The organism is Kitasatospora sp. NPDC092948 (assembly GCF_044754805.1).
In the GTDB taxonomy this organism is placed as follows: domain Bacteria; phylum Actinomycetota; class Actinomycetes; order Streptomycetales; family Streptomycetaceae; genus Kitasatospora.
The window spans coordinates 731,992-757,778 of record NZ_JBIVPU010000001.1 but is presented as its reverse complement, the minus strand read 5'-3'; the positions used below and the strand labels follow the sequence as shown (position 1 = coordinate 757,778).

At 73.2% G+C, this 25,787-nt stretch carries 26 protein-coding genes; 16 read left to right on the top strand and 10 right to left on the bottom strand.

Translation table 11 applies throughout. The annotated features are described in order from the left end of the window. Nucleotide 1: 1 nt before the first annotated feature. The 5 genes from ACIQF6_RS02925 to ACIQF6_RS02905 form a co-directional block, all read right to left on the bottom strand. On the bottom strand, nucleotides 2–661 hold the full coding sequence (locus ACIQF6_RS02925) for a TetR/AcrR family transcriptional regulator (RefSeq protein WP_400889406.1): 660 nt from the start codon (nucleotides 659–661) through the stop codon (nucleotides 2–4). 950 nt (nucleotides 662–1,611) lie between these two features. Beyond that, nucleotides 1,612–2,568: a terpene synthase family protein gene (locus ACIQF6_RS02920; protein ID WP_400889404.1), complete on the bottom strand. Its 957-nt coding sequence runs from the start codon at nucleotides 2,566–2,568 to the stop codon at nucleotides 1,612–1,614. A 146-nt stretch (nucleotides 2,569–2,714) separates the two neighbouring features. After that, nucleotides 2,715–2,972, bottom strand: coding sequence for a hypothetical protein (locus tag ACIQF6_RS02915; protein ID WP_400889402.1), 258 nt, complete (start codon nucleotides 2,970–2,972; stop codon nucleotides 2,715–2,717). Then, nucleotides 2,969–3,499, bottom strand: coding sequence for an RNA polymerase sigma factor (locus tag ACIQF6_RS02910; protein ID WP_400889400.1), 531 nt, complete (start codon nucleotides 3,497–3,499; stop codon nucleotides 2,969–2,971). Before ACIQF6_RS02910 ends, ACIQF6_RS02915 begins: the two co-directional genes overlap by 4 nt. A 251-nt stretch (nucleotides 3,500–3,750) precedes the next feature. Continuing rightward, nucleotides 3,751–4,119 (bottom strand): VOC family protein, encoded by a 369-nt coding sequence (locus ACIQF6_RS02905; protein WP_400889398.1) that lies wholly within the window; start codon nucleotides 4,117–4,119, stop codon nucleotides 3,751–3,753. 215 nt (nucleotides 4,120–4,334) lie between these two features. On the opposite strand from ACIQF6_RS02905, the gene ACIQF6_RS02900 reads away from it, so the two are divergent. The 14 genes from ACIQF6_RS02900 to ACIQF6_RS02835 all read left to right on the top strand — a co-directional run bounded on the left by ACIQF6_RS02900 (nucleotide 4,335) and on the right by ACIQF6_RS02835 (nucleotide 18,496). After that, nucleotides 4,335–6,806, top strand: coding sequence for a DUF6923 family protein (locus ACIQF6_RS02900; RefSeq protein ID WP_400889396.1), 2,472 nt, complete (start codon nucleotides 4,335–4,337; stop codon nucleotides 6,804–6,806). A 105-nt stretch (nucleotides 6,807–6,911) separates the two neighbouring features. Continuing rightward, nucleotides 6,912–7,346 carry a DUF4440 domain-containing protein gene (locus ACIQF6_RS02895; protein ID WP_400889394.1) on the top strand — a complete coding sequence of 145 codons (435 nt, stop codon included), beginning with the start codon at nucleotides 6,912–6,914 and terminating at the stop codon, nucleotides 7,344–7,346. A gap of 108 nt (nucleotides 7,347–7,454) precedes the next feature. Next, nucleotides 7,455–8,195 (top strand): response regulator transcription factor, encoded by a 741-nt coding sequence (locus ACIQF6_RS02890; RefSeq protein ID WP_400889392.1) that lies wholly within the window; start codon nucleotides 7,455–7,457, stop codon nucleotides 8,193–8,195. Then, the gene (locus ACIQF6_RS02885; RefSeq protein WP_400889390.1) at nucleotides 8,192–9,634 is read left to right on the top strand and encodes a sensor histidine kinase; all 1,443 of its coding nucleotides are present in this window, start codon (nucleotides 8,192–8,194) and stop codon (nucleotides 9,632–9,634) included. Before ACIQF6_RS02890 ends, ACIQF6_RS02885 begins: the two co-directional genes overlap by 4 nt. A gap of 106 nt (nucleotides 9,635–9,740) precedes the next feature. Then, nucleotides 9,741–10,127, top strand: coding sequence for a hypothetical protein (locus tag ACIQF6_RS02880; RefSeq protein ID WP_400889387.1), 387 nt, complete (start codon nucleotides 9,741–9,743; stop codon nucleotides 10,125–10,127). Beyond that, a complete protein-coding gene (locus tag ACIQF6_RS02875) occupies nucleotides 10,124–10,333 on the top strand; it encodes a hypothetical protein (protein ID WP_400889385.1) in 210 nt (69 codons plus the stop codon). Before ACIQF6_RS02880 ends, ACIQF6_RS02875 begins: the two co-directional genes overlap by 4 nt. Nucleotides 10,334–10,729: 396 nt before the next feature. Further along, nucleotides 10,730–11,215, top strand: a complete 486-nt coding sequence (locus ACIQF6_RS02870) for a cysteine dioxygenase (protein ID WP_400889383.1) — start codon at nucleotides 10,730–10,732, stop codon at nucleotides 11,213–11,215. Further along, nucleotides 11,209–11,607 carry a rhodanese-like domain-containing protein gene (locus tag ACIQF6_RS02865; RefSeq protein ID WP_400889381.1) on the top strand — a complete coding sequence of 133 codons (399 nt, stop codon included), beginning with the start codon at nucleotides 11,209–11,211 and terminating at the stop codon, nucleotides 11,605–11,607. Before ACIQF6_RS02870 ends, ACIQF6_RS02865 begins: the two co-directional genes overlap by 7 nt. 76 nt (nucleotides 11,608–11,683) lie before the next feature. After that, on the top strand, nucleotides 11,684–12,757 hold the full coding sequence (locus tag ACIQF6_RS02860) for an ABC transporter ATP-binding protein (RefSeq protein WP_400889379.1): 1,074 nt from the start codon (nucleotides 11,684–11,686) through the stop codon (nucleotides 12,755–12,757). Further along, nucleotides 12,744–13,406, top strand: coding sequence for an ABC transporter permease (locus ACIQF6_RS02855; RefSeq protein WP_400889377.1), 663 nt, complete (start codon nucleotides 12,744–12,746; stop codon nucleotides 13,404–13,406). The genes ACIQF6_RS02860 and ACIQF6_RS02855 overlap by 14 nt, the downstream gene beginning before the upstream one ends. Then, the gene (locus ACIQF6_RS02850) at nucleotides 13,403–14,116 is read left to right on the top strand and encodes an ABC transporter permease (RefSeq protein ID WP_400889375.1); all 714 of its coding nucleotides are present in this window, start codon (nucleotides 13,403–13,405) and stop codon (nucleotides 14,114–14,116) included. The genes ACIQF6_RS02855 and ACIQF6_RS02850 overlap by 4 nt, the downstream gene beginning before the upstream one ends. Beyond that, nucleotides 14,113–15,027, top strand: coding sequence for an ABC transporter substrate-binding protein (locus ACIQF6_RS02845; RefSeq protein WP_400889373.1), 915 nt, complete (start codon nucleotides 14,113–14,115; stop codon nucleotides 15,025–15,027). Before ACIQF6_RS02850 ends, ACIQF6_RS02845 begins: the two co-directional genes overlap by 4 nt. Before the next feature lie 290 nt (nucleotides 15,028–15,317). After that, nucleotides 15,318–17,369, top strand: coding sequence for a carbohydrate binding domain-containing protein (locus ACIQF6_RS02840; protein WP_400889371.1), 2,052 nt, complete (start codon nucleotides 15,318–15,320; stop codon nucleotides 17,367–17,369). Nucleotides 17,370–17,527: 158 nt separating this feature from the next. After that, nucleotides 17,528–18,496 carry a hypothetical protein gene (locus tag ACIQF6_RS02835; RefSeq protein WP_400889369.1) on the top strand — a complete coding sequence of 323 codons (969 nt, stop codon included), beginning with the start codon at nucleotides 17,528–17,530 and terminating at the stop codon, nucleotides 18,494–18,496. Between the two features lie 68 nt (nucleotides 18,497–18,564). Here ACIQF6_RS02835 and ACIQF6_RS02830 read toward each other — a convergent pair whose 3' ends face one another. From ACIQF6_RS02830 to ACIQF6_RS02815, 4 genes are all read right to left on the bottom strand, one after another. Further along, nucleotides 18,565–19,824, bottom strand: coding sequence for a multidrug effflux MFS transporter (locus ACIQF6_RS02830; protein ID WP_400889367.1), 1,260 nt, complete (start codon nucleotides 19,822–19,824; stop codon nucleotides 18,565–18,567). 354 nt (nucleotides 19,825–20,178) lie between these two features. Next, nucleotides 20,179–20,610 (bottom strand): hypothetical protein, encoded by a 432-nt coding sequence (locus ACIQF6_RS02825; protein ID WP_400889365.1) that lies wholly within the window; start codon nucleotides 20,608–20,610, stop codon nucleotides 20,179–20,181. Nucleotides 20,611–20,818: 208 nt separating this feature from the next. Continuing rightward, the gene (locus ACIQF6_RS02820; RefSeq protein WP_400889363.1) at nucleotides 20,819–21,178 is read right to left on the bottom strand and encodes a hypothetical protein; all 360 of its coding nucleotides are present in this window, start codon (nucleotides 21,176–21,178) and stop codon (nucleotides 20,819–20,821) included. A 43-nt stretch (nucleotides 21,179–21,221) separates the two neighbouring features. Next, nucleotides 21,222–22,427 carry an acyl-CoA dehydrogenase family protein gene (locus ACIQF6_RS02815; RefSeq protein WP_400889361.1) on the bottom strand — a complete coding sequence of 402 codons (1,206 nt, stop codon included), beginning with the start codon at nucleotides 22,425–22,427 and terminating at the stop codon, nucleotides 21,222–21,224. Nucleotides 22,428–22,609: 182 nt separating this feature from the next. On the opposite strand from ACIQF6_RS02815, the gene ACIQF6_RS02810 reads away from it, so the two are divergent. Both ACIQF6_RS02810 and ACIQF6_RS02805 read left to right on the top strand, forming a co-directional pair. Further along, nucleotides 22,610–23,605 carry a chitinase gene (locus ACIQF6_RS02810; protein WP_400889359.1) on the top strand — a complete coding sequence of 332 codons (996 nt, stop codon included), beginning with the start codon at nucleotides 22,610–22,612 and terminating at the stop codon, nucleotides 23,603–23,605. A gap of 170 nt (nucleotides 23,606–23,775) precedes the next feature. After that, nucleotides 23,776–25,191, top strand: a complete 1,416-nt coding sequence (locus tag ACIQF6_RS02805; protein ID WP_400889357.1) for a class II fumarate hydratase — start codon at nucleotides 23,776–23,778, stop codon at nucleotides 25,189–25,191. Between the two features lie 130 nt (nucleotides 25,192–25,321). On the opposite strand, the gene ACIQF6_RS02800 is transcribed toward ACIQF6_RS02805, so the two are convergent. Continuing rightward, complete coding sequence (locus tag ACIQF6_RS02800; RefSeq protein ID WP_400889355.1) at nucleotides 25,322–25,777, bottom strand: SPW repeat protein; 456 nt, start codon at nucleotides 25,775–25,777, stop codon at nucleotides 25,322–25,324. Between the last annotated feature and the right edge of the window lie 10 nt (nucleotides 25,778–25,787).

The following is a 25,787-nucleotide window of genomic DNA, read 5'->3' as shown; positions in this document are numbered from 1 at the left end:
GTCAAGACTCCGGCTGCGGCGGCCGGTCGAGCGCGGCGCGGACGGCGGGCCAGCGAGCGGGGTCGGCGACGGCGGTCTCCAGCACCTGGTAGGCGGTGCGTTCGCAGAGGTCGACCAGGTCGTCACGGCCGACCTCGACCCCGGACAGGGCGCCGAGCACGGCCTCCTCCATGAACGCCAGCCAGCCCGCGACGGCGAGTCGGAGCCTGGGGGTGCGGTCGGCCCCGGCGGTGGCGACCGCGCCGGTGATCCAGTCGGCCATGGTGGCCCGGGCGGCCCGGTGCAGGCCGGCCATCCGGCCCGGTCCGCCGCGGGCGCCGTGCCGGGCCACCGCCTGGTAGAGCTTCGGGTGGCGGACCACCGTGTCCACGAACCTCTCGATGCCGGACCGGAGTTGGGCGGACGGAGCGAGTGTCCGGTCGGGGGCGATCTGTTCCAGCAACTCCTGCGCGACCAGTTCGACCAGGGCGTCCCGGAAGCCGCCCTGCGAGCCAAAGTAGTGGAACAGCAGGCCCGGCGAGACCCCGGCCTGTTCCGCGGCGCTCTCCACCGATACTTCGTCCAGTCCCCGGTCGAGCATCAACTCCCGGGCGCTGCCGAGGATTTGTCGTCGGCGCTGGTCGGCGGTGAGCCGTCGTGCCGGTACCGGGGAGGAAGGCATTTGCGCATCGTATTGACTTCCCCGGCCGCCTGACTACTTTTGAGTACTGCTCAACAGTTCTTGAGTTCCACTCAACAGCGGCCTGCCCCCACGCCGTTGGCCCGCACCCCACCCCGAGGCCAGGAACCATGCCGATCAGCAGCCCGGTTTGGCCGTCCGCCGCGCTCCCGCTGGAGGAGTCCGAACTCGACCGCTACCGCGATCTCCAGCAACTCGCCTACCGCTGCCTGCGGTTGGCGGCGTCCCGACTGACCCCCGGGCTGACCGAGCGGCAGGCCGCGGACCTGCTCCGGCTGACCTTCGCCTCCGCCGGGGTGCACGACTTCGCCCTCCGCCCCCGGGTCCGCTTCGGCCCGCCCCGCCGCGGCCCGCTGCCCGGCCCCCGGCTGCGCCCCGGCACCGGCTGCGTCCTGCGCGGCACGCCGCGTCTCGGCGGCTGCGCCGCCCCGGCCGTCCTCACCGTCACCTTCGGCCGACACCCGGCCACGGACGCGCTGATCGCCGAACTCCCCGCCTACCGGGACGTGTTGCTGCACGAGCTCCGCCACGGCGCCTCCCCCGCCCAACTCCTCGCCGCCACCGCCGCATTCGCCACCCGGCGCGGCCACGCCCTCGCCTCCCCCGCCTTCCTCAGCCCCGTCTCCGCCCCCGCCGCCACGCCCGACTCCCCGCTCCCGCCCGGCCTCTGGGCCATCGGCCCGCAGCTCATCGCGGGCCCCGCCACGGCCGCCTTCGCCGAACTCCTCGCCGTCACCTCCCACTCCGCCTGCTGGCTCGACGACGACCTCCCGCACGCGGGCCCGCCGCCTGACGGAGCCGATCGGCCGCCCACGGATGCCGCCCCCCGGCCTCAACTCCGCTGTGCTGTCCGGCTCATGGACCGTCGCACCGTGTCTCTCCGCCCGCTCGACGGCCGCCCCCTCCCGAGCCCGTTCGCCCGGCCCCTCGTCTCAGCGCTGCTGCGCGGGCGCGCCTGCCGTCCAGTGGATCAGGGCGTGGACGTGGCGGACCAGGCCCTGGGCGTGGCGGCGGACCTGGGTGGGCCAGTGGGAGCCGCGGGCGATGCCGTCGGCGAGGAATTCCAGGGTGGTGAGTTCGGCGGCGCACAGCTCGGCGACCCTGGTGGCGGCGAGGTGCGACGGCAGTCCGCGGTGGACTTCCAGGGCGCGCAGCAGGTTCTGGCCGGTGGCCGGGTCGGTGGAGCCGAGGTCGCCGATCCAGCGGACCAGGTGTCTGAAGCGCGTCAGGAGGTCGGTGAGTTGCGGGTGGCGGTGGAGGTGGTCGGGCAGGTCGAGGCCGTGGGCGAGTTCCCCCCAGCCGGCCGCGCAGCGGGTGGCGCCGTCGCGGCCGCCGTGGGTCAGGTACTGCGGGACGGTCGGGGCGGAGCCGGAGGCCTCCCACTGGTCGAGTGAACTGTCCAGGTGGGCGCGGAAGTCGGCGGCCGAGCGGGCCTGCCAGTCGGGCCCGGCGAGGGTCGCCCCGTCCCGTCGCAGCTCCTCGAAGGCACGCACGAGTGGCAGTTCCGCGCCGTCCGGTTCGGTCCGCGCGGCCGGGACGACGTGGCCGGTGGCGGTCAGCGACTGGAGCGCGGCGAGTGTCCGCCGGGCGGTCTCGTCGCGGCCGTCGACGCGCTCGTCCAGGATCCGGGTCAGCACCAGCCACTTGGTGGCGGCCCGCAGCCCCGGCCCGGCGGGGACGTCGCCCCAGCAGCGGGCGGCGAGGTCGAGGTGGCCGCGGTCGAGGAAGTGCGCGGTGGCGGGCGCGTCGAGGAGGCCGGTGCCGGTGAGCCAGTGGGCGATCTCGGCGTGCAGCGCCTCGGCGTGCGGGTGCGGCGCCGGGGCGGGTGTCCGGGCGAGGAGTTCGGCCAGTGGCCCGGTCGTGGCGCGGTGCGCGGTGGCTGGGCTCATGACGGCTGGTTCCTCCGCCGCTCGGGGGCGATCGACGTGACGAAGTCTGGTCGACCGCCCGCGGCGGAGGGTGCAGAACCGGCGGCCGTTCCCCCTGCCGGCCCAGCCGCTCTGTTCATCCGATCATCCGCCCGATCGCCTCGGCATCACACCCGGTTGAGCGTGCACCGGCCGTCGCGGCACTCCCGTTCCAGCCTTCCCCGGGAGACCGCCCGGACCAGCCCGATCGTCCAGCACATCGGGCAGCCGCGCAGCGCGACCAGCCCGAGCGGTGCCAGCAGCAGGGCGACCGGCCCGGCCACCGGCAGCAGCGCGAACGCGGCGGCGATCGCGCCGAAGCCGAGCCCGCCGCGCAGCAGATGACGCGTCAAGGTCGGGCCGGCGAGGTCGGGCCGGCCGCTCATCGGGGACCTCCGAGTTCGGCCCGGACGGCCGCCCGGGCCCGGTGCAGCCGGGACTTCATCGCGGCGGTGCTCAGCCCGAGCGCCTCCGCGACCGCCCGGCCGCCGTAGCCCTGCAAGTCGCGCATGATCAGCACCCGCCGCTGCTCGTCGGGCAGCGCGGCGATCGCCGCGCCGACCCGTGCGGCGTCCAGCCGCCGCAGCGCCTCCTGCTCGGCGGAGTCCACCACCGCAACTCGCGCCTGCGGCACGGCGGGCAGCACCCGGATCCGCCGCAGGCACTCGTTGCGGACGATCCGGAACAGCCACGAGGCGAGCGCGCCGGTGGCCCGCAGCATGCCGATCCGCCGGTACAGGATGATCAGCGCCTCCTGCGCGGCGTCCTCCGCGTCCTCGGGGCTGGCGCACAGCGAGTGCGCGAACCGCCGCACCTTCGGATGGGCGCCCGCCACCAGCGCGTCGATCGAGGCCGGGTCGCCGCAGCGGGCTGCGGCGATCACCTCGTCCGCGGGCCAGGCCGCCTCAACCACGCTTGCCCCGCTTCGACTTGAGCACGAACACGCAGGTGCAGACCAGCACCGCGCCGGCGCCGATCGCGATGGCCACTGCCATGGGATACCTCCGAGCTGTCGCCTCCGGCGGCCGTCCGCCGGAGGATGTGCCCGTAGGAGGGGACGGCCGCCGAAAAGGATTCGGCCCGCCCCCGAGCCCGGCCGCGGGCCGACACCACAGCCATAGCCGCAACCCGCAACCCGCAACCCGCAACCCGCAGCCGCCGGGATCAGCCCTCGCGTTCCGCCTTGCTGCGCTCGACGCAGAACTCGTTCCCCTCGATGTCGGCCAGCACGGCCCAGCCGGTCCCGTCGGCGTTGCGCCGGTCGTCGACCAGTACCGCGCCCAGGCCGAGCAGCCGGACGACCTCCTCGTCCCGGGTACGGTCCTGCGGCTGGAGGTCGAAGTGCACGCGGTTCTTGACGGCCTTCGCGTCCGGGACCGTCACGAACAGCAGGCCCGCCCCCTCGATCACCGCCTCCGGGTCTCCGGGGAAGTCCTCGGGGTGCAGCGGAAGTTCGAGGACTTCCGCCCAGAACGAGCCGAGGGCGTAGGCGTCGTGGCTGTCGATGGTCACGTGGCGAATCACAGAGCTCATGCTGCGGATTGTCGTCCGCACTCAACCAGCCCGGCAATCATATTTACTGATGCCTGACATGCCCTCATTCGGCCCTTATATGCCTTACTTGATGATTCGTCAGCCTACGATCCACGCAATTCCCGAACAGTGGACGGAGGGCCGCCCGGATGGCTCGTCGATGGTGGGTCGGAACGATCGTTGCGGGAGCGCTGGCAGCAGCCTCGCTCCCGCTCTTGGCGCCACCGCCGGCCACGGCGGCGCCGGGCGACCCGTTCCCGGCCGGGCCCGGTCTGGTGTTCGTCGCGCAGGGCCCGGCCCGCGGCCAGCCCACGACGCTGTACGAGGCGGTACAGGGCCCGGGCGAGATCACCTTCTCCCTCCAGGGCACCAGCTCGCTTCCGTACAACGGCATGGGCTTCGACACGAACGACATGTACCTGTACGCGATCGAGGAAAACGGCCACCTGCTGCGGATCGGCCAGCAGGGCATGGCGACCGACCTCGGCGCGGTCGGCCTGCCCTCCACCGCCACGTACAACTTCAACCAGGGGACGATCGGCGAGGGCGCCGCCTCGAACATCCTGTACGTCCGTCAGGCCACCGACGACACCCACCTGTACGCGGTCAACGTCCTCACCCACACGTCCAGCCTGATCACGCTCCAGTCCGCGGTGCCGAACCTCTCGGACATCGTCGCCACCCAGGGCTACCTGTTCGGCGTCTACGGCCAGGGCCACCTGATCTACCGGATCGACCCGAACACCGGCGCGGTCATCTCGTTCCCCGCGCCGGCGACGCTGCCCGCCGACCCGTTCGGCGCCCAGTGGGTTTACGGCAACGGGAACCTCGGCATCTCGGACAACAACACCGGCCGGATCTACCAGATCCAGCTGAACAACGCGACCTCGGCCAGCCCGTCCGCGACCCTGATCTCCTCCACCGCGGGCCCGGCGAGCACCCAGAACGACGGCGCGTCCTACTACGGCATCCCCACCGACCTGGCGATCTCCAAGACCGGGCCCGCCGAGTGGAGCCCGGGCGACACGATCACGTACGCGATGGTGGTGACCAACCTCGGGCCGAGTCAGTCCTCCGGCTACATCGTCAACGACGCCCTGCCGGACAACCTGCTCAACCCGACCACCTCCACGCCCGGCTGTCAGATCACGGCCCAGGGCGGCCACAACTACCTGCAGTGCTCCGACGGGCCGCTGGACGCCGCCAGCTCCAACACCATCACGGTGACCGGCACCGCGCCCGCCGTGGCCGGCACCGACTGCGTCAGCGGCGCGATCACCAACACCGTCAACGTCCTCGGCTACGAGGCCGACCCGGACCTCACCAACAACATGGCGACGTCGACGGCCTGCCCGACCGGCACCCTCCCGCCGACGTTCAGCATCTCCAAGAGCGCCTCGGTCGCGGCCCCGAACTTCGTCGGCCCGGGCGACCGGGTGACGTACACGGTCACCGTCCACAACACCGGGCTGACCGACTACACGGCCGCCAACCCGGCGTCGTTCACCGACAACCTGACCAACGTGCTGACCGACGCCACCCTCGACCCGGCGTCCATCACCGGAGGCGGCCAGGCCTCCGGCAACACCGTCACCTGGTCCGGACCGCTGGCCGTCGGCGAGACCCACACCGTCAGCTACGACGTGGTGGTGAACAGCCCGGACACCGGCGGCAACCACGTCCTGACCAACGCGGCCACGCCCGGCCCGACCGGCACCTGCGCCGACGTCTGCTCGCTGGACACGCCCATCGCCGAGTTCTCGCTGAGCAAGACCGCCGAGCCCACCTCGGTCGCCCCCGGCGGCATCGTCACCTACGCGCTGACCGTCACCAACACCGGCGCCGTCCCGTTCGGCACCGCCCCCGGCGACGCCCCGCCGGCGCACGTCACCGACAACCTGGCGGGCGTCCTCAACAACGCCGTGTACAACAACGACGCCAGCGACGGCGGCACCCTGACCGGCAGCACGCTGGCCTGGGACCTGAGCCTGCCGGTCGGCGGCAGCACGACCCTCAGCTACTCGGTCACCGCGAACGCGAACGTCCCCGCCGAGACCAAGCTGACCAACCTGGCCGCGACCGGCCGGTACGGCAGCTGCACCTCGGCGGCCGCCTGCACCACCGACACGCCCGTCCAGGGGTTCACCATCGCCAAGACGGTGTCCTCGATGACGGCGGCCCCCGGTGACCAGGTCACCTACACCGTGACCGTCCACAACACCAGCGGCGCGGACTTCACCGACGCCAACCCGGCCTCGTTCACCGACGACCTCAGCAACGTCCTGAACAACGCCACCTACAACAACGACGCCACCAACGGCGCCACCGTCACCGGCACCACCCTGACCTGGTCCGGCCCGCTGGCCGCCGACGCCTCGATCACCATCACCTACAGCGTGACCGTCAACGACGGCGTCGCCGACGGCACCAGGCTGTCGAACTCCGCCACCCCGGGCGAGCCCGGCGCCTGCGCCGGCAGCTGCACCACCTCGACCACCATCAGCAGCGCCTCGCCGAGCCCGAGCCCGACCCCGAAGCCCGAGCCCACCAAGCACGAGCGCGAGCACAAGCACCTGCCCGAGACCGGCGACGACCTCACCGTCCCGGCCGCGGTCGGTGCGGGCGGACTGCTGCTGCTCGGCGCGGGCCTGATCTGGTGGCGCCGCAAGGGAGGCCAGCGCCACTGACCTGACCCCCGACCGATCGTGATCCTCCGGGCGGGCCCGTCACCTCGACGGGCCCGCCCGCCGTTCTCCACCCACCGGGATCAGTAAAATGTTACTGTTCCGGCCATGTCGCTCCCGCAGCCGCAGCTGCTCCCGGACCCCGAGGCCAAGGCCGAACTCGACCGCCTCACCACCGAGTTCTTCGACGCCTTCGACAACCGCGACGGCCGCCCCGCCGACGTCGCCCGCCTGCGCCGCCTGATGCTCCCCGGCGCCGTCGTCGTGGTGACCTCGCCCCGGTACGCCACCTTCACCGTCGAGGAGTTCATCGGCCCCCGCGAAGTCCTGCTCGCCGACGGTCGGTTGACCGACTTCCACGAGTGGGAGCTGAGCGAGCACACCGACATCCTGGACACCGTCGCCTGCCGCATCGGCCGCTACGCCAAGGCCGGCCTGCTCGACGGCAAGCCCTACGGAGGCACCGGCACCAAGACCTTCCAGTTCGCCCGCACCCCCGACGGCTGGCGGATAGCCGCCTTCTCCTGGCACGACGAGCCGTAACCGCCCGACGGGCCGCGACCACCGCGAAGACCCCTCCCGTCCCCCTCCCGCCCGCCTGTGCGAAAGTCGGTGCCCGTACAGGGAGCTGGTCGGTCCGGAGGTGGCGCAGTGGGCGGGCGGGTGTTGGTCGTCGACGACGATGCGGCGATCCGGCGGAGTCTCGAACGGGGCCTGCGGCTGAGCGGGTTCGCCGTGGCGCTCGCGGGCGACGGGCGCGATGCACTCGCGCAGCTCGCCCGGACGCCCCCGGACGTCGTGGTGCTCGACGTCGGACTGCCGGGCCTCGCGGGGACGGAGGTCTGCCGGACGCTGCGGGCGCGGGGCGACGAAACCCCGGTGCTGATGCTGTCCGCGCTGGACGAACTCGCCGACCGGGTGGCCGGGTTGCAGGCCGGCGCCGACGACTACCTGGTGAAGCCGTTCGCACTGGAGGAGCTGGTGCTCCGCCTGCACGCCCTGCTGCGCCGTCGCCCGCCCCAGCCCTCCGACCTGCTCCGGGCGGGCCCGCTGCGGATCGACCCGCAGACCCACCGGGCGTTCTGGGACGACGAGGAACTCCGGTTGACCCGCCGCGAGTTCGAGCTGCTCACCCAGTTCGCCCGCAACCCGGGCATCGTGCTCTCCCGCGAGGTGCTGCTCGACCGGGTCTGGGGCTACGACTTCGAGGTGCGCAGCGACGCCGTCGACACCTTCGTCTCCTACCTGCGCCGCAAGCTGGAGGCGTCCGGTCGGCGACCCCGGCTGATCCACACGGTTCGCGGGGTGGGCTTCGTGCTGCGCGCGCCCGACAGCGTCCCCGACAGCTCCCCCGACAGCGCCCCCGACTCCCGGGCCGGCGGCGGCCGGTGAAGCTCTCCACCCGGATCGCGCTCGGCGCCGCGGTGCTGGTGCCACTGCTGGTGGCCGCCGCCGCGGCGCTCCTGCTGCCGCTGGTCGGCGCCGACCTGCACCGCCGCCAGGACACCCGGCTGGGCGACCGGGCCGCCGCGCTGCTCCCCGGCGCCCGCGCCCTGCTGACGGCCGACGCCCGGGGCCGGCCGAAGGCGGAGCAGAACCAGCAGCGCAAGGTCCTGGACGCCGCCCTGGACGCGGGGGTCCGCATCGCCGCCCCCGACGGCGCCGTCCTGCTCGCGGCCGGATCGCAGCCCGACGATCCCGGGCTCCTGCCCGCCGCCGGCACCGTGACGATCCGGCAGGACGGCCGGGCCTGGCGGGTGCTGGCCGTGAAGCTGGACAGCGGCAGCGCCACCGGCACGCTCTGGGTGCTCTCCCCCGCCGGGGAGCCGGCCGCCGAACTGCGGGCGCTGCGGCAGCGCGTGCTGCTGGTGGCCGCCCTGTCCGCCCCGCTCTCGGGGCTGATCGCCTTCGCGCTGGCCGAACGGGCGACGCTCCCGCTGCGCCGCCTGGGCCGCCGGGCGGCCACGCTGGATCCGCGGACCGGGCACGCGGTGTTCGCGCACACCCGGACGGGCACCGCCGAGCTGGACGAACTCTCGGGCGCGATCGCCCTGTTGCTGTCCCGGTACGACGAGCAGGCGGCCCGCACCGGGCAGGCCCTGGACACGGCGCGCTCGTTCTCCTCGGCGGCCTCGCACGAGCTTCGCACCCCGCTGATGAGCCTGCGCACCAATCTGGACGTGCTGTCCGCGCACCCGGACCTGCCGGCCGCCGAACGTGCCGAGATCCTGGCCGAGTTGCAGCAGGACCACGCCCGCACGGTGGACCTGCTGAGTGCGCTGTCGATGCTGGCCCGGGGCGATCTGGTGGAGGTGTCGGCGTTCGGGCCGGTGGACTTCGCCGAGCTGGTGGACGCCGCCGTCGCGGAGGCCGGCCGCCGCCACCCGCAGACCGTCTTCCGCACCGAACTCCCGTCCGAGGCGCGGGTGTTCGGTTGGGACGCCGGGCTGCGGATCCTGCTCGACAACCTGCTGGGCAACGCCGCCGTGCACGGCGGGGCGGCCGGCCGGCCCGCCGAGGTGGACGTCCGGCTGCGGATCGACGGCCCCACCGCGCACCTCACCGTCGACGACCGCGGCCCGGGCGTCCCGCCCGCCGAGCGCGAGGCCGTCTTCCACCGCTTCCACCGCCGCCCCGACAGCCCGGGCTCCGGCCTGGGGCTCACCCTGGTCGCCCAACAGGCCGCCCTGCACCGGGGTTCCGCCGCCGTCACCGCCCGCCCGGACGCTCCGGGCTGCCGCCTGGACGTCCGCCTGCCACTGCTGCGCGAACCGCCGCACGACCCGCAACTACCGTCCCCGCGAGACTGGTTGACGTCCGCTTCGGGCTGAGCCGGCCGGCGCTCCCGGTCCCACAGGGTTTCCACAAGAAGTCGCCGTACGGTCCGTTCACGGCCGGGCGGTCCGGCCGTGAACCACGCAGTGGGAAGGGAGTGCCATGCGGATCAACCGGACGGCCGCCGTGGCCGGGGTGCTCGCGCTGGCGGGCGCCGTGCTGGCGGCGGGACCGGCGCAGGCGGCGAGCGGGACGGCGCCGAAGGGCGACGGGGCGAAGGCGATCTGCAAGCGGCTGCCGAAGACCGAGGAGCGGATCGACAAGGCGCTGACCCGCCTGCACGGCGACGCCGGCGTGAACGGGTCGATCGCCCGGCTGGAGCAGCGGGTGGACGACGCGCACAAGGCCGGCCACGCCGAGATCGAGAAGTACCTGAACGACCGCCTGACCGCCCGTCGGGCCCTGGTGACGACCCTGGACACCCGCAAGGCGGACCTGAAGTCGGTCGCGGACTGGTGCGCGAAGAACGCCCCGGCGGCCGGCAAGTGACCCGTCGACCCGCCGCCGCCCTGGCCGCGCTCACGCTGGCCGCGGCGGCACTGCTGACGGCCTGCGGCCCGACCGCCGCGCCCGCCGGGCCCGCCGGGCCCACCAAGGGGCCGGACGACGCGCAGGTCCAGCAGATGCAGCAGAAGGTGGACGCGGCGGACAGCGCCGCCGCCCAGGCCGACGAGAACGCCGGCCAGGACAACTGATCCCACCCCCGAAACCCCGTCGGCCCGCACTCTCCCCGGAGTGCGGGCCGACGGTCATTTCCCGGATGGCGAGACGGATTCGCTCACCATTCGATCCGATCGTGGCGGAACTTGACGCGCCGCCACCGCGTCGTGAAGCATCGGCGACATGAATCCCGGCACCTTCCTGGTCTGCCGCCTGCACGTCGACCTGCGACGCCAGGCGAGCGACATGTGTGCCTGTTGATCTTCGCGATACCCCGCCCGCGCGCATCCCTGTGAGTTGATCCGGGGCCTGCCGCAACCCCTCGCAGCACCCGCATCCGCCCGTTCGGCGGTGCCCTCGCCGTCCCGTTCCCGCCGCCCGCCGCGCACCGCTCCCCGGTGCCGGCCGTCCGGCACCCCCGGAGGAGACCCATGCCCACCGTCCTCGACACCCCCACTCGCCCACCGCTCTCCCCGAACGCGCTCCGCCGGATCGTCCGCGACCTGGCCGAACGCCCCGAGCACTGGCTCCACCGGGTCCGACTGTCCGCCGAGGAGCGCTGGTACGAGCGCCTGGAGCTGGCCCAGGACTACGAGGTCTGGCTGATCAGCTGGCTGCCGGGGCAGTCGACGGGGTTCCACGACCACGGCGGCTCGCGCGGGGCGTTCACGGTGGCGCTGGGCGAGCTGGAGGAGCTGGCGCTGGCCGGCCCGGAGCACGGGCTGACGGTGCGCCGGCTGACCTCGGGCGACGAGCGGGCGTTCGGCCCGCAGTACCTGCACGACGTCCGCAACACCTCACCGGGCCCGGCGGTGACGCTGCACGCGTACTCGCCGCCGCTGGCCGAGATGTCCAGGTACGAGCTGCGGGCCGGCGGCCTGGTGCAGACCGCGACGGAAGGACCGGAGCAGTGGTGACGACGATCGATCAGCTGGTGGCCCGCGCCCGGGCCGGGCTGGAGCGGCCGAACCCGGAACAGGCCTGGCAGGCGGTGACGGCCGGTGCCCGGCTGGTGGACATCCGTCCGGCCGAACAGCGCGCCCGGGAGGGTGAGATTCCGGGGGCGCTGATCATCGAACGCAATGTGCTGGAGTGGCGGCTCGACCCGACCGGCAGCCACCGGATTCCCGAGGCAACCGGACATGACGTGCCGTGGATTGTAGTCTGCTCGGAGGGCTACGCCTCTTCTCTCGCGGCCGCCTCGCTACGGGAGTTGGGGCTGTTCCGGGCCACCGACCTGGACGGCGGGTTCGTGGCCTGGGCCGCGGCCGGCCTCCCCACCCGTTCGGTGGATCAAGGTTTGCGTTGATCGTCGTCCGGGAAGCCGGACAGACGTATTCAGATCAGTGTTCGATAATCCGCTCGGCCATCGCTAGGACCCTTCCGTGATCAGATTCGAGGGCGCCGCCAAGCGCCACCCCGACGGCACGGTTGCCGTCCGAGGCCTGGACCTCGACGTACCGGCGGGCCGCACCACGGTCCTGGTCGGCCCGTCCGGCTGCGGCAAGACCACCATCCTGCGGATGGTCAACCGGATGGTGGTGCCGACCGGCGGCCGGGTCCTGCTGGACGGCGCCGACGTCGCCGCCCTGCCGGCGGCGCAGCTGCGGCGCGGCATCGGCTACGTCATCCAGCAGGCCGGACTGTTCCCGCACCGCCGGGTGATCGACAACGTCGCGACGGTGCCCCGGCTGCTCGGCTGGGACCGCAAGCGGGCCCGGGCCCGGGCCGCGGAGCTGCTGGAGCTGGTCGGCCTGCCGCCGGAGACCGCCCGCCGGTACCCGGCCCAGCTCTCCGGCGGCCAGCAGCAACGGGTGGGCGTGGCAAGGGCGTTGGCGGCGGATCCGCCGGTGCTGCTGATGGACGAGCCGTTCAGCGCGGTCGATCCGCTGGTGCGCACCGGCTTGCAGGAGGAACTGCTGCGCCTTCAGGCCGAGTTGGGCAAGACGGTGCTGTTCGTGACGCACGACATCGAGGAGGCGGTGCGGCTCGGCGACCGGGTGGTGGTGCTGCGCGAACACGGCGAGATCGCCCAACTCGCGGACCCGCACACCCTGTTGACGGCCCCGGCGGACGCCGGGGTGGCCGCCTTCCTGGGGCGCGACCGCGGCCTGCGCGGCCTGGGCCTGCGCCCGGCCGTCGACGTTCCGCTCACCAAACTCGAACCGGCCTACGACGGCTGGCTGTTGACGCTGGATCAGGACGGCCGCCCGGAGCACTGGCTGCACGACGGCCGGCGCCACCCGGTGCCGGTGTTCGCCCCGGCCCGGGACAACCTGCGCTCGGCGCTGGACGCGGCGGTGCTAGCCCCGTCCGGCCACGCCGTGGCGGTGGACGCCGACGGCCGGGCGATCGGCACCGCGAGCCGGGCCGCCGTGGTGGCCGCGCTCGCCGAGACGGCGGCGCCCGGCTCCGGGACGCACGCGTCGGGGGCGGAGGTGGACCATGCTGGACGGTGAGCCGCTGGTGCGCTGGCGCTGGCTCGGCGAGCACCTGGGCTACCTGGCCGGCCTGACGGGCGATCATGCGGTGATCGCGCTCGTGCCGGTGCTGATCGGCCTGCTGCTGGCGGTGCCGCTGGGCCTGGCCTGCACCCGCTTCCCGCGGCTGTACCAGCCGCTCGCGGCGGTGTTCAACGTGGTGTACGCGCTGCCCTCGCTGGCGGTGTTCGTGGTGCTGATCCCGTACACCGGGCTGGCCACCCGGGAGACCGTGATGGTGCCGCTGACGTGCTACGCGCTGGCGGTGCTGCTGCCGACCACGGTGGACGGGCTGCGGGCGGTGCCGGAGCCGGTGCGGCAGGCCGCCACGGCGATGGGCTACGGGCCGTGGCACCGGCTGGCCGCCGTCGAACTCCCGGCCGCGGTGCCGTACTTGATAGCGGGCCTGCGGGTGGCGGCGGTCTCCTCGATCTCGCTGGCGGCGGTCGGCGCGCTGATCGGCCGGGGCGGCCTCGGCTACCTGTTCGTGGACGGCTTCCAGCGGACCTTCCCGACGCCGATCCTGGCCGGGATCGTGCTGGTGGCGCTGCTGGCGCTGGCCTGCGACCTGCTGCTGGTCGCGGCCCGCCGGCTGCTCGCGCCGTGGGCGACGGGGGTGGCGCGATGAACTGGCTGGACTGGCTGAACGCCTTCGTCACCGACCCGGCGCACCGGTCGGGGCCGGACTCCATCCTCAACCGGGTCCTGGAGCACCTGGCGTTCTCCGCCGAGGCGCTCGCCCTGGCCACGCTGCTCGCGGTGCCGCTGGGCCTGCTGATCGGCTACACCGGGCGCGGCCTGTTCCTGGTCACCGCGCTGACCGGCGTGGCCCGCGCGCTGCCCACCCTGGGCCTGGTCACGCTGGCCGTCCTGCTGGCGGGCGTCGGCGACACCGCGGTGCTGCTGCCACTGACCGCGCTGGCCGCGCCGCCGCTGCTGGTGGCCACCGCCGAGGGCATCCGCGGCACCGATCCGGACGTCCGCGACGCGGCCCGCGGCATCGGTCTGACCCACCCGCAGACGCTGTTCCAGGTCTGCCTGCCGGCCGCTCTGCCCACCGTGCTGGCCGGTGCCCGCACCGCCGCCGTCCAGGTGATCGCCACCGCCACCGTCGCCGCCTATGTCGGCCTCGGCGGCCTCGGCCGCTACGTGATCGACGGCCTCGCCACCCGCGACTTCGCCACCACCGTCGGCGGCGCCCTCCTGGTGGTCCTGCTGGCCGTCGCCGTGCAGCTCCTCTTCGCCCTGCTCATCCGGTACGCGACGCCACGCGGCACGCGCACCGCCCACATTGACGAACCCGCGGGCTCCCCCGCACTGTCGAAGGAACTGATATGACGACCCGTCCGGTCCGAACCGCCGTCGCCGCCGCCGTGCTGATGCTCGGCGCGGCGGCCTGCTCCTCCTCCGGCGGGGGCGACCCACTGGCCGCGAAGTCACCTGCCGGACAGGGGGGTTCGGGGAAGACCGTGGTGGTCGGCTCGGCGAACTTCCCGGAGAACGTGCTGCTGGCGTCGATCTACTCGCAGGCGTTGCAGGCCAAGGGGGTGAAGGTCGAGGAGAAGTTCAACATCGGCAGTCGGGAGGTGCTGTACGGGCAGCTCCAGTCGGGTGCGCTGACGGTGCTGCCGGAGTACAACGGGGCGCTGCTGGGCTACCTGGACGCGAAGTCGACGGCGACCGGCAAGGACGCGGTGAACGCCGAGCTGACGGCGAAGCTGCCGGCCGGGCTGGGGATCCTGGACTCGGCGCCGGCCGAGGACAAGGACTCGCTGACGGTCACCCAGGACACCGCCGACCGGCTGGGCGTGAAGTCGATCGCCGACCTCGCGGGCAAGTCGCAGGACCTGGTGGTGGGCGGCCCGCCGGAGTTCAAGTCGCGGCGCGAGCAGCAGTTCAAGGACGTGTACGGGCTGACCTTCAAGGAGTGGAAGCCGACCGCCGACACCACCGCCAACGCGCTGAAGGACGGCACCGTCCAGGTCGGCAACGTGTTCACCACCGACCCGAAGATCGTCCAGCTGAAGCTGGTCTCGCTGGACGACCCGAAGAACCTGTTCAGCTCGCAGAACGTCACCCCGCTGGTGAACAAGGCCGGCCTGGACGGCACCGGGACGGCCGCGCTGAACGCGGTCTCGGCGAAGCTGGACACCGCCGGGCTGACGGCGCTGATGAAGCGCGTCGCGGTGGACAAGGAGGACCCGTCGGCGGTCGCCAAGGACTGGCTGAAGAGCAACGGCCTGGGCTGACCCACGCCCCGCTCCGCCCGTCGGCCCCGCACCCGAAGCACCGGGTGCGGGGCCGACGGCATGTCAGGACACCTGGTGGGACGGACAGTTAGGAGTCTTGACAGATCAGTGGTCCAGACCAACCATGGGAGCGTTGATTTCCCGACCGGAACGCATCGTGGGGGTGTGACCACCGGCCGGGGCTGTCGTACCGCCCCGCACCACCCCGGCACTCCCTGAACCAGGCCGACCCCTTGCCCCGTGCCCGAACTGCGGCACGAGGCCATCCTCCCATGCCTGATGGAGACTCGATGCGCCTTCACCGACCACTCCAAGCGCTGCTCGCCACGGGCGCGATGGCGGCCGCCTCGCTGGGGCTGATCTCCGCCCCCGCGCAGGCCGCCACCCCGCTGCCGCAGCACGTCTTCGCCCCGTACTTCGAGTCCTGGACGGGCGAGAGCCCGGCCGCGCTGGCCTCCCAGTCCGGGGTCAAGCACCTCACCATGGCGTTCCTGCAGGCCGCCACCAAGGGCTCCTGCACCGCGCTGTGGAACGGCGACACCTCCATGCCGGTGTCCAACTCCGTGTTCGGCGCCGACATCGCGACCATCCGCGCCAACGGCGGCGACGTGATCCCGTCCTACGGCGGCTACACCGCCGACAACACGGGCACCGAGATCGCCGACTCGTGCACCGACGTCAACCAGATCGCCGCGCAGTTCGAGAACGTCATCACCACCTACGACGTCTCCCGGATCGACCTGGACATCGAGGACAACTCGCTGACCAACACCGCGGGCATCGACCGCCGCAACAAGGCGATCAAGATCGTCGAGGACTGGGCGGCGGCCAACGGCCGTTCCATCCAGTTCAGTTACACCCTGCCGACCACCACCAGCGGCCTGGCCTCCAGCGGCCTCGCGGTGCTGAAGAACGCGGTCACCAACAACGCGCGCATCGACGTCGTCAACATGATGACGTTCGACTACTACGACAACCAGCCGCACGACATGGCCGCGGACACCCAGACCTCCGCGCAGGGCCTGTACAACCAGCTGGCGAAGCTGTACCCGACCAAGACCGCCGCCCAGCTCTGGGGCATGATCGGCATCATCGAGATGCCCGGCATCGACGACTTCGGCGCCGCCGAGACCTTCACCGTCGCCAACGCCACCACGGTCTACAACTGGGCCGTCTCCAAGGGCATCAACACGCTGTCCTTCTGGGCGCTGCAGCGCGACAACGGCGGCTGCCCGGGCCAGGCCGGCCACGACGAGTGCTCCGGCATCCAGCAGAACAAGTGGGACTTCAGCCACATCTTCTCCCAGTTCACCAGCGGCACCACCACCCCGGCGAACGACTTCTCGCTGGCGCTGAGCCCGGCCGCCGGCTCGGTCACCGCGGGCGCGTCCGCCTCGGCCACCATCAACACGGCCGTCACCTCCGGCACCGCGCAGAGCATCAACCTGGCGGTGGCCACCCAGCCGGTGCCCGGCATCAACGTGTCGCTGAGCTCCTCCACGGTGACCGCCGGCAACTCCGCCACCCTGAACGTCTCCACCACCTCGGCCGTGCCGAACGGCAGCTACCCGCTGACCGTGATCGGCACCGGCGCGAACGGCAGCCACCAGGCGACGTACACCCTGACCGTCACCGGCGGCAGCACCGCCTCCGACTTCTCGGTCGCGCTCTCCTCCGCCTCCGGCAGCGTGCAGGCCGGCTCCTCGGCCACCAGCACCGTCAACACGGCCGTCACCTCCGGCACCGCCGCGACCGTCAACCTGTCGGTCTCCGGCGCCCCGGCCGGCGTCACCGCCACCGTCAGCCCGGCGAGCGTCACCGCCGGCGGCTCCGCCACGCTGAACGTCGCCACCACCGCCTCGGCGGCCCCGGGCACCTACAACCTGACCGTCACCGGCACCGGCGCGGGCCAGACCCACACCGCGACCTACGCGCTGACCGTCACCGGCGTCACCCCGTCCGGCGGCCTGGTCAACGGTGACTTCGAGACCGGCAGCCTCGCCCCGTGGACCTGCCAGAGCGGCGCGGCCGTTGTCGGCAGCCCGGTCCACAGCGGCTCCAAGGCCCTCCAGGTCACCCCGACCGCCGGCACCACCGGTGAGTGCGACCAGACCGTCACCCTCGCCCCGAACCACGCGTACACCCTGACCGCCTGGGTCCAGGGCCCGTACTCCTACGTCGGCGTCAGCGGCGGCGCCACCGCCTCCACCTGGGCCAACGGCACCACCTGGACCAAGGTGAGCGTCCCGTTCACCACCGGCGCCACCGGCACCGTCACGGTCTACCTGCACGGCTGGTACGGCCAGGGCGCGGTCTACGGCGACGACTTCTCCATCGCCTGACGCCCCCACACCTCCCGCACAACGGCCGCGCCCGGCCGGTGGCTCCTTCCGCCACCGGCCGGGCGCGGCCCGTTGCCCCGACCCCGCCATCCGGAACGTCCCGTTCGACCGGGGCCGTACCAACCGGCGTTCGGGCGGGTGTTCTAGGATCAGCGACCATGACCAACGGGTGGGGAACGAACCAGGGCGGGCCCGGTCGGCCGCAAGGACCGGCGTTCCCGCCGCAGATCCAGCTCGACGAGCCGGACTGGGCGGCGCTCGCCGACGAGCACGAGCGCGAACAGACCCGCCGCAAGCGGCTGATGGCCACCGGCGGGATCGTCGCGGCGGTCGTCGCGGTCGGCGGGATCGCCGCCGTCGCCGCCACCGCCGGACCGAACAAGCCGGACGCCAAGCAGGGCGCCGTCGTCGAAGTCGCCTCGCAGCAGCCCACCGCGTCCACCTCGGACGGCCCGGACGGCCCGCCCGTCGACAGCCCGAGCCCCTCCCCCGGCGACTCCGCCTCCCCGTCGGCCTCGGCCAGTGGCTCGCCGAGCCCCGGGGCCAGTCGCAGCCCCGCCAAGAGCGCCTCCAAGCCGGCCACCTCCGCGCCGCCCGCCAAGCCGGGCCCGCCCGACCCGCTGACGGTGATCTCCGCGGCGGCCACCGACACCGCCCCGATCACCCCCGGCGGCGTGCTGCCCGCCGGCAGCCTGCAGATCAACGGCAAGACCTGGACCCGGCTGACCGACGACCTCAACCCGACCTGCTACCACACCACCACCGGCAACCTCGGCGACGTCCTGGCCGCGCAGTCCTGCCGGGCGGTGCTCCGGGTCACCTACACCTCCGGCAACAGCGCCGTCACCGTCGGCATCGCGGTGATGGACTCCAAGGCGCAGGCGGACGCGGTGATGACCGGCTTCAAGGGCCAGCTCCAGGGCCTGGTCCCGTCCGGCCACACCTCCTACTGCACCAGCCCCGGCTGCACCGGCACCCACGCCGCGATCGGCCGCTACGCGTACTTCACCGTCTCCGGCACCGTCAGCCCCGGCGGCACCACCGCCGACGCCGCCGCCACCGCAGCCGGCCCGGCCCTCGCCGACTACGCCCGCGCCCAACTGCTGGCCCGCGGCACCGCGCACTGACGGCCCGCCAGGAGACGACGGCGCCGACGGCCCGTCACTCCCGACAGCCCGTCACCGCCGACGGCCCGTCACTCCCGGCGGGCCAGTGGCAGGAAGGACAGCAGCGCCAGCAGTGAGCAGCTCAGCACGATCACGCCGAGGGCGGTCGCGGACGGGTGGCCGGCGGCGCTGCTGAGCGGGGCGACGATCGAGCCGCACAGGAACGTGCAGGTGCCGAGGAGCGCGGACGCCGAACCGGCGGCGTGCGGGGCCATGGTGAGGGCCTGTCCGTTGGCGTTGGGCATGATCACTCCCATCGCGCCCATCATGACGGCGAGCGCGGGCCACACCCCGGCCAGGCCGGTGTCCCAGACGGTGGTGCACAGCACCACGGCCACGCCGGCCGCCACGGCGACCGTGAGCGCGGAGACCAGCAGCACCGGCCCGGGGAAGCGCTGCACCAGCACCCGGCCGTTCAGCTGGGTGACGGCCACCAGCGCGATCGAGTTGACGGCGAAGACCAGGCTGTAGGTCTGCGGGGAGATCCGGTACACCTCCTGCAGCACCACCGACGAGCCGCCGACGTACGCGAACAGCGCGCCGAACGCGAACGTGCTGGTGAGCAGGTAGCCGAGGAACGGGCGGTCGCGCAGCAGGCCGCCGATGGCCCGGACGGTGGTGCCGAGGCCGCCGCTGTGGCGGCGCTCGGGCGGCAGGGTCTCGCGGATGCCCAGCGCGGAGCCGGCGGTGAGCAGCGCGCCGAGCACGGCGAGGGTGAAGAAGGTGCCGCGCCAGTCGGTGACGTGGAGCAGCTGGGCGCCGACGACGGGGGCGAGGATCGGGGCGAGGCCGGATATCAGGCCCATGGTGGCGAGGAAACGTATCATCGCGACGCCTTCGAGCCGGTCGCGGACGATCGCCCGGGCGATCACCAGCCCGGCGGAGCCCGCCGCGCCCTGCAGCGCGCGGCCGGCGACCAGCATCGGCATCGAGGTGGCGAGGGCGCAGATCACGCTGGCCGCGGTGTAGACGGCGAGACCCGCCAGCAGCGGGCGGCGGCGCCCGATCCGGTCGCTGAGCGGGCCGAACAGCAGTTGGCCGACGGCCATGCCGAGCAGCGAGCCGGTCAGGGTGAGCTGGGCGGCGGGCGCCGTGGAGTGCAGGTCGGCGGTGAGCTCGGGCAGCGCGGGCAGGTAGAGGTCGGTGGTGAGCGGCCCGAGCGCGGCGAGGCTGCCCAGGACGGCCACGGTGGCCGTGGCGAACGGGGCCTTGCTGCTCGGTGCGTCGGGTCGGCCGGGGGCTGCGGGGACGGTCTGGTCGCCGTCGGCGTCGACGGTCGGGCCTGGCATGGTGCTCCTCGGGGGTGGCGGGTATGCGCACCGTCCTATCGCATCCGCCCGGCCACCCGATAGGCCGGGTCCCGCTCGTCGGCCCTGCCCCGCGCGTCCACCGGGCCTGATCGCCCGCCGGGCTCCGCTCGTCCGTCGGCCCTGATCATCCACCGGATCGTCCACCGGGCCCCGACCGTCCACCAGGCCCCGACCGTCCACCAGGCCCCGCTCGTCCGCCGGACCCCGGTCGTCCAGTGCACCGGGAGGCCGCCGGCCCTGACCGTCCACCGGGCTCGGCTCGTCCGCCGACCCTGATCATCCACCGGCCCTGATCGCCCGTCAGGCTCCGCTCGTCCGCCGGACCCCGCTCGTTCAGTGCACCGGGAGGCCGCCGGGTCGGGCGCTGGCCACCACTGCCGCGTCCTGCCAGCCGTACAGCTGGTCGCCGACCAGGGCGACGTCGTACAGGCCGCAGTGCGCGGTGGCGCGCTGCGGGGTGTCCTGCGGGAACCAGTGGGCCCGCAGGTGCACGGTGCCCGCCGGGCGCCCCTCGGTGCAGCCGGCCGGCAGTGCGCGGTCCGGCAGGGTGGCCCGGATCAGCCGGTCGCCGTCGTGGCTGCCCGTCAGGAACGCTATCCGCACCGCCGTGTCGGGCAGCCAGCTCGGCACCCCGCTGCCCTCCGCCTTGGCCGCGGCGCCCGTGGGGTAGCGGAGCGTCTGGTCCATCCGGTCCTGGGCCTGCTGGATCGCGGCGGGCGCGAGCATCACCGTCAGCGCCGCCACAGCCGCTCCCCCGAGCACCACCGCCGTAGCCTGCCGCGCGCCACCCATCTCCGACCCCTCCCACCTGCGTGTCCCGTCCCCACCATCCTGGCCGGAACACCCCCCGCCGCCCATGCGCACCAGGTATCGAACGTCCTCGTCCCGCAGGCTGACCCCCCACCCCCGACCCCCGACTTCCGGCGGACCCGCCCCCACCCGGAAGGGGGAGCAGCCGCCCGGGAGAGGGGCGTCAGCGGAACTCGTGCACCACCTGGATCTCGCCCACCAGGTGGCGGTTGAACTCGTCCAACTCCTCGGCGGGGACCCAGAGTTCGAGGATGGTTTCGCCGCCTGCCTGCTGGACGGGGTAGCGGCGGAGGAAGTCGGTCTCCATCTCGAAGCGGGTGACGTAGCCGACGCCGGACGCCGGGACGTTCCAGTCCCGGGCGATCCGGATCGCGTAGTCCTCGTTCATGACGGGGTAGAAGATCGGCTGCTCGGGCAGTCGCGGCGGCCAGGCGCGCCAGCCGGAGGCGGCGACCAGGGCGAGTTCCTTGGGGCCGGTGGGGCGCCAGAGGGTGGTCGTGGCCGGTGGCCGTTGTGTCGTCATGCCGGGACCGTATCGGCCGTGGCGAGGCTCCGACCAGCGAATATCAGCGGTAGGCGGACTCTCCGGTGATGGCTTCGCCGAGGACCAGGGTGTGGATCTCGGAGGTGCCCTCGTAGGTGAGGACGGACTCGAGGTTGTTGGCGTGCCGCAGGACGGGGTAGGCGGTGGTGATGCCGTTGGCGCCGAGGATGGTGCGGGCGGTGCGGGCGATCTCCAGGGCGGTGCGGACGTTGTTGAGCTTGCCGAAGGAGATGTGCGCGGGCCGGGCGCGGCCCTCGTCCTTGAGGCGGCCGATCCGGACGGCGACCAGGTAGGCCTTCTCCAGTTCGAGGGCCATGTCGACGAGTTTCTGCTGGGTGAGCTGGAAGCCGCCGAGCGGTCGGCCGAACTGTTCGCGGTCGCGGGCGTAGTCGACGGCGGCGGCGTAGCAGTCGCGGGCGGCGCCGACGGTGCCCCACAGGATGCCGTAGCGGGCCTCGCCGAGCGAGGACAGCGGGGCGCGCAGGCCGCGGGCCTCGGGCAGCATCGCCTCGGCGGGCAGCCGGACGCCGTCGAAGGCGAGTTCGCTGGTGACGGAGGCGCGCAGGGAGAGCTTGCCGGGGATGTCGCGGGCGGTGAACCCGGGGGTGCCCTGCGGGACGAGGAAGCCGCGCACGCCGTCCTCGGTTGCGGCCCAGACCACGGCGACGTCGGAGACCGAGCCGTTGGTGATCCACATCTTGGCGCCGTCGAGGATCCAGTCGCTGCCGTCGCGGCGGGCCCGGGTGCGCATCGCGGCGGGGTCGGAGCCGACCTCGGGCTCGGTCAGGCCGAAGCAGCCGACGGCCCGTCCGGCGGCCATCTCCGGCAGCCAGCGCAACTTCTGCTCCTCGGAGCCGAAGGCGTGGACGGAGCGCATGGCGAGCGAGCCCTGCACCGAGACGAAGCTGCGCAGCCCGGAGTCGGCGGCCTCCAGTTCCATGCAGGCGACGCCGTACTCGGTGGCGGTGGAGCCGGTGCAGCCGTAGCCGTCGAGGTGCATGCCGAGGACGCCGAGCTTGCCGAGTTCGGGGGCGATCTCGCGGACCGGGAAGGTGCCGCGCTCGAACCAGTCGGCGAGGTGCGGACGGATCTGCCGGTCGGTGAAGGCGCGCACCGTGTCGCGGATCAACCGCTCGTCGTCGGTGAGCAGTTCGTCGACGCCGAGCAGGTCGAGCGGGTCGGGGCGACGGGAGGCGGATTCGTTCTTCGCGGCGGGCGTGGCGGCCATCGGGCGGGCTCCTCGGAGGGTTGCGGGGAACGGGGCTACCGAGGAGTATGCCGCCCGCCCGGCCCGGAGTCTTGACGCGAACAGGGCGAGCTGATTCCCTGTCAAATAAGGAAACTTTCCTAACAGTTGAGCGGCCGGACGCCCCGCCCGGCCGAACCCCGCGACTCCCGGAACGGTGACCCATGGCCAAGCCCGCCCTCGCCCGTCCGCTCCTCGCCCTCGCCGCCACCGCCGCCCTGTCGGCCGGCGCGCTCGCCCTGGCCCCCGCCGGGCAGGCCGCCTCCCCCGACCCGGTCGGCCTGAACGCCCCGTACGAGTACCTGGGTTGGGGCAGCCCGCAGAACCCGGTGCAGGTGATGCAGGCCACCGGCGTCACCCAGTTCACGCTGGCGTTCATGCTCTCCGACGGCGGCTGCAACCCGAAGTGGGACGGCTCCCGGGCGCTCACCGGCGGCAGCGACCAGAGCACCGTCAACGCGATCCGCGCCGCCGGCGGCGACGTGGTGGTGTCCTTCGGCGGCTGGGACGGCAACAAGCTGGGCGAGAAGTGCAGTTCGGCCTCCGCGCTGGCCGGCGCGTACCAGAAGGTGATCGACGCCTACCAGTTGAAGGCGATCGACATCGACATCGAGAACACCGAGGCGTCCAACGCGACGGTCCGCCAGCGGGTGATCGGCGCGCTGAAGACGGTCAAGACCAACAACCCGAACCTGAAGGTGTACGTCACCTTCGGCACCACCCCCACCGGCCCGGACTCGGACGGCACCGACCTGGTCAAGAAGGGCGCGGCGGCCGGCCTCGCGGTGGACGGCTGGACGATCATGCCGTTCGACTTCGGCGGCCACAGCGGCACCATGGGCAGCGTCTCCACCAAGGCCGCCGACGGCCTGAAGAACACAGTGGCGAGCGCGTACGGCTACGACTCGGCGACGGCGTACAAGCACATCGGGATCTCCTCGATGAACGGGAAGACCGACGAGTCCGACGAGACGGTCTCCACCGCCGACTTCACCACCGTGCTCGACTACGCCAAGGCCCACCACCTGGCCCGCTTCACCTTCTGGGCGGTCAACCGCGACCGCCAGTGCCCGTCCGGCACCTCCGCGGGCGACACCTGCAGCGGCATCAGCCAGTCCGCCTACGCCTTCACCAAGATCATCGCCTCGTACCACGGCTGACCTCCGCCCGGGCCGTCGGCGCCGCCGGTCCGGGCCGCCGGTCGGCACCGATGGTCCGTGCCGCCGGTCCGTGCCGCCGTGGGGGGTGGCACGGGCCGACACGCGGGTGCGACGCGGCGGGAATGCCCGGCGGCCGTGGAAGGCTGACGGGTCCAGGAGGTGTCCCAACCATGGCGGACAGCAGGAACGAGCAGGGCTGGCGGACCGAGCACGACTCGATGGGCGAGGTCCGGGTGCCGGCGGCGGCCAAGTGGCAGGCGCAGACGCAGCGCGCGGTCGAGAACTTCCCGGTGTCGGGCCAGCGCCTGGAGCGCGCCCACATCGCGGCGCTGGCCCGGATCAAGGCCGCGGCGGCCGTGGTGAACGCGCGCCTCGGGGTGCTGGAGGAGCCGGTCGCGGAGGCGATCCGCTCGGCGGCCGAGGAGGTCGCGGAGGGCCGCTGGGACGGCGAATTCCCGGTGGACGTGTTCCAGACCGGCTCCGGCACCTCGTCGAACATGAACGCCAACGAGGTGATCGCCACCCTGGCGGGCGAGCGCCTGGGCCGTCCCGTGCACCCGAACGACCAGGTCAACGCCTCGCAGTCGTCCAACGACGTGTTCCCGTCCTCGATCCACATCGCGGCCACCGGGGCCGTGGTGCAGGAGCTGATCCCGGCGCTGGAGCACCTGGCGGGGGCGCTGGAGGCGAAGGCCGGGGAGTTCGCCGAGGTGGTGAAGTCCGGCCGCACGCACCTGATGGACGCCACGCCCGTCACTCTCGGCCAGGAGTTCGGCGGCTACGCGGCGCAGGTCCGCTACGGCGTGGAGCGGCTGACGGCCGCGCTCCCCCGGGTGGCCGAACTGCCGCTCGGCGGAACGGCGGTGGGCACCGGCATCAACACCCCGGCCGGGTTCTCCGCCGCGGTGATCGCCGAAGTCGCCCGGGCCACCGGCCTGCCGCTGACCGAGGCCCGCAACCACTTCGAGGCGCAGGGCGCGCGCGACGGCCTGGTCGAGCTGAGCGGCCAGCTGCGGACGATCGCCACCGGCTTCACCAAGATCGCCAACGATCTGCGCTGGATGGGTTCCGGCCCGCGCACCGGCCTGGCCGAGATCAACCTGCCAGACCTCCAGCCGGGTTCCTCGATCATGCCGGGCAAGGTCAACCCGGTGCTGCCCGAGGTGGTGCTGATGGTCGCCGCGCAGGTCATCGGCAACGACACCACCGTCACGGTGGCCGGCGCGAGCGGCAACTTCGAGCTGAACGTGATGCTCCCGGTGATCGCCCGCAACGTGCTGGAGTCGGTCCGCCTGCTCGCCAACGCGGCCCGCCTGCTGGCCGACCGCACCGTCACCGGCATCACCGCGAACGCCGAGCGCACCCGGGAGTACGCCGAGTCCTCCCCGTCCGTGGTGACGCCGCTCAACCGGTACATCGGCTACGAGCAGGCCGCGAAGGTCGCCAAGCAGTCGCTGGCCGAACGCAAGACCATCCGCCAGGTCGTCGTCGAACGCGGCTACCTGGACCGGGGGTTGCTCACCGAGGCCCAGCTCGACGAGGCCCTCGACGTGCTGCGGATGACCCGCCCCGCCGGGCAGGACTGACCGGGACACCGCCCCGGCGTGCGCCCGGGCGGCACGCGTCCGCCAGGCATGCGTCCGCCAGGCATGCGTCCGCCAGGCATGCGTCCGCCCCGGCCGGTCGGGCCGGGGCGGACGGGAGGTCGCGCGACGATCAGTGGCGGTGCCGTCGCGAGGCCGCGCCGGAAGCTCCGGCGAACACCAGGCCGACCGCGGCCAGCGCCAGCAGCGTCATGACGCCGCCGGTGATCACGTTGGTCAGGATGGTCCGGCGGATGTGCGCTCCGCCGTTGACGGCCCAGGGCGCGATGATCGTCCACACGCCGATGACCGCGCAGGCCCAGGCGCGTGCGTGCGTGCGGCCCCATGCCGGGCCGTAGCCCGCCATCAGAACCGTGTAGGCGATACCGAGCACCAGGTTGCTGATGGCCAGGCCTGTGAAGCCGCTGAAGCCGACCACCCACGGCGAGATGGCAAGGAACAGGCCGGCGCAGATCGCCAGTGCTTCCGATCCCTGCCCTGCGGTGGTGTTGGTCGCCCGTTCGGCGTGTTCACGCATCTCCAGGATGTCCGGGTGATGCTCCATGCCCGACGGCAGCTGGGTAGACACCTGGATCACC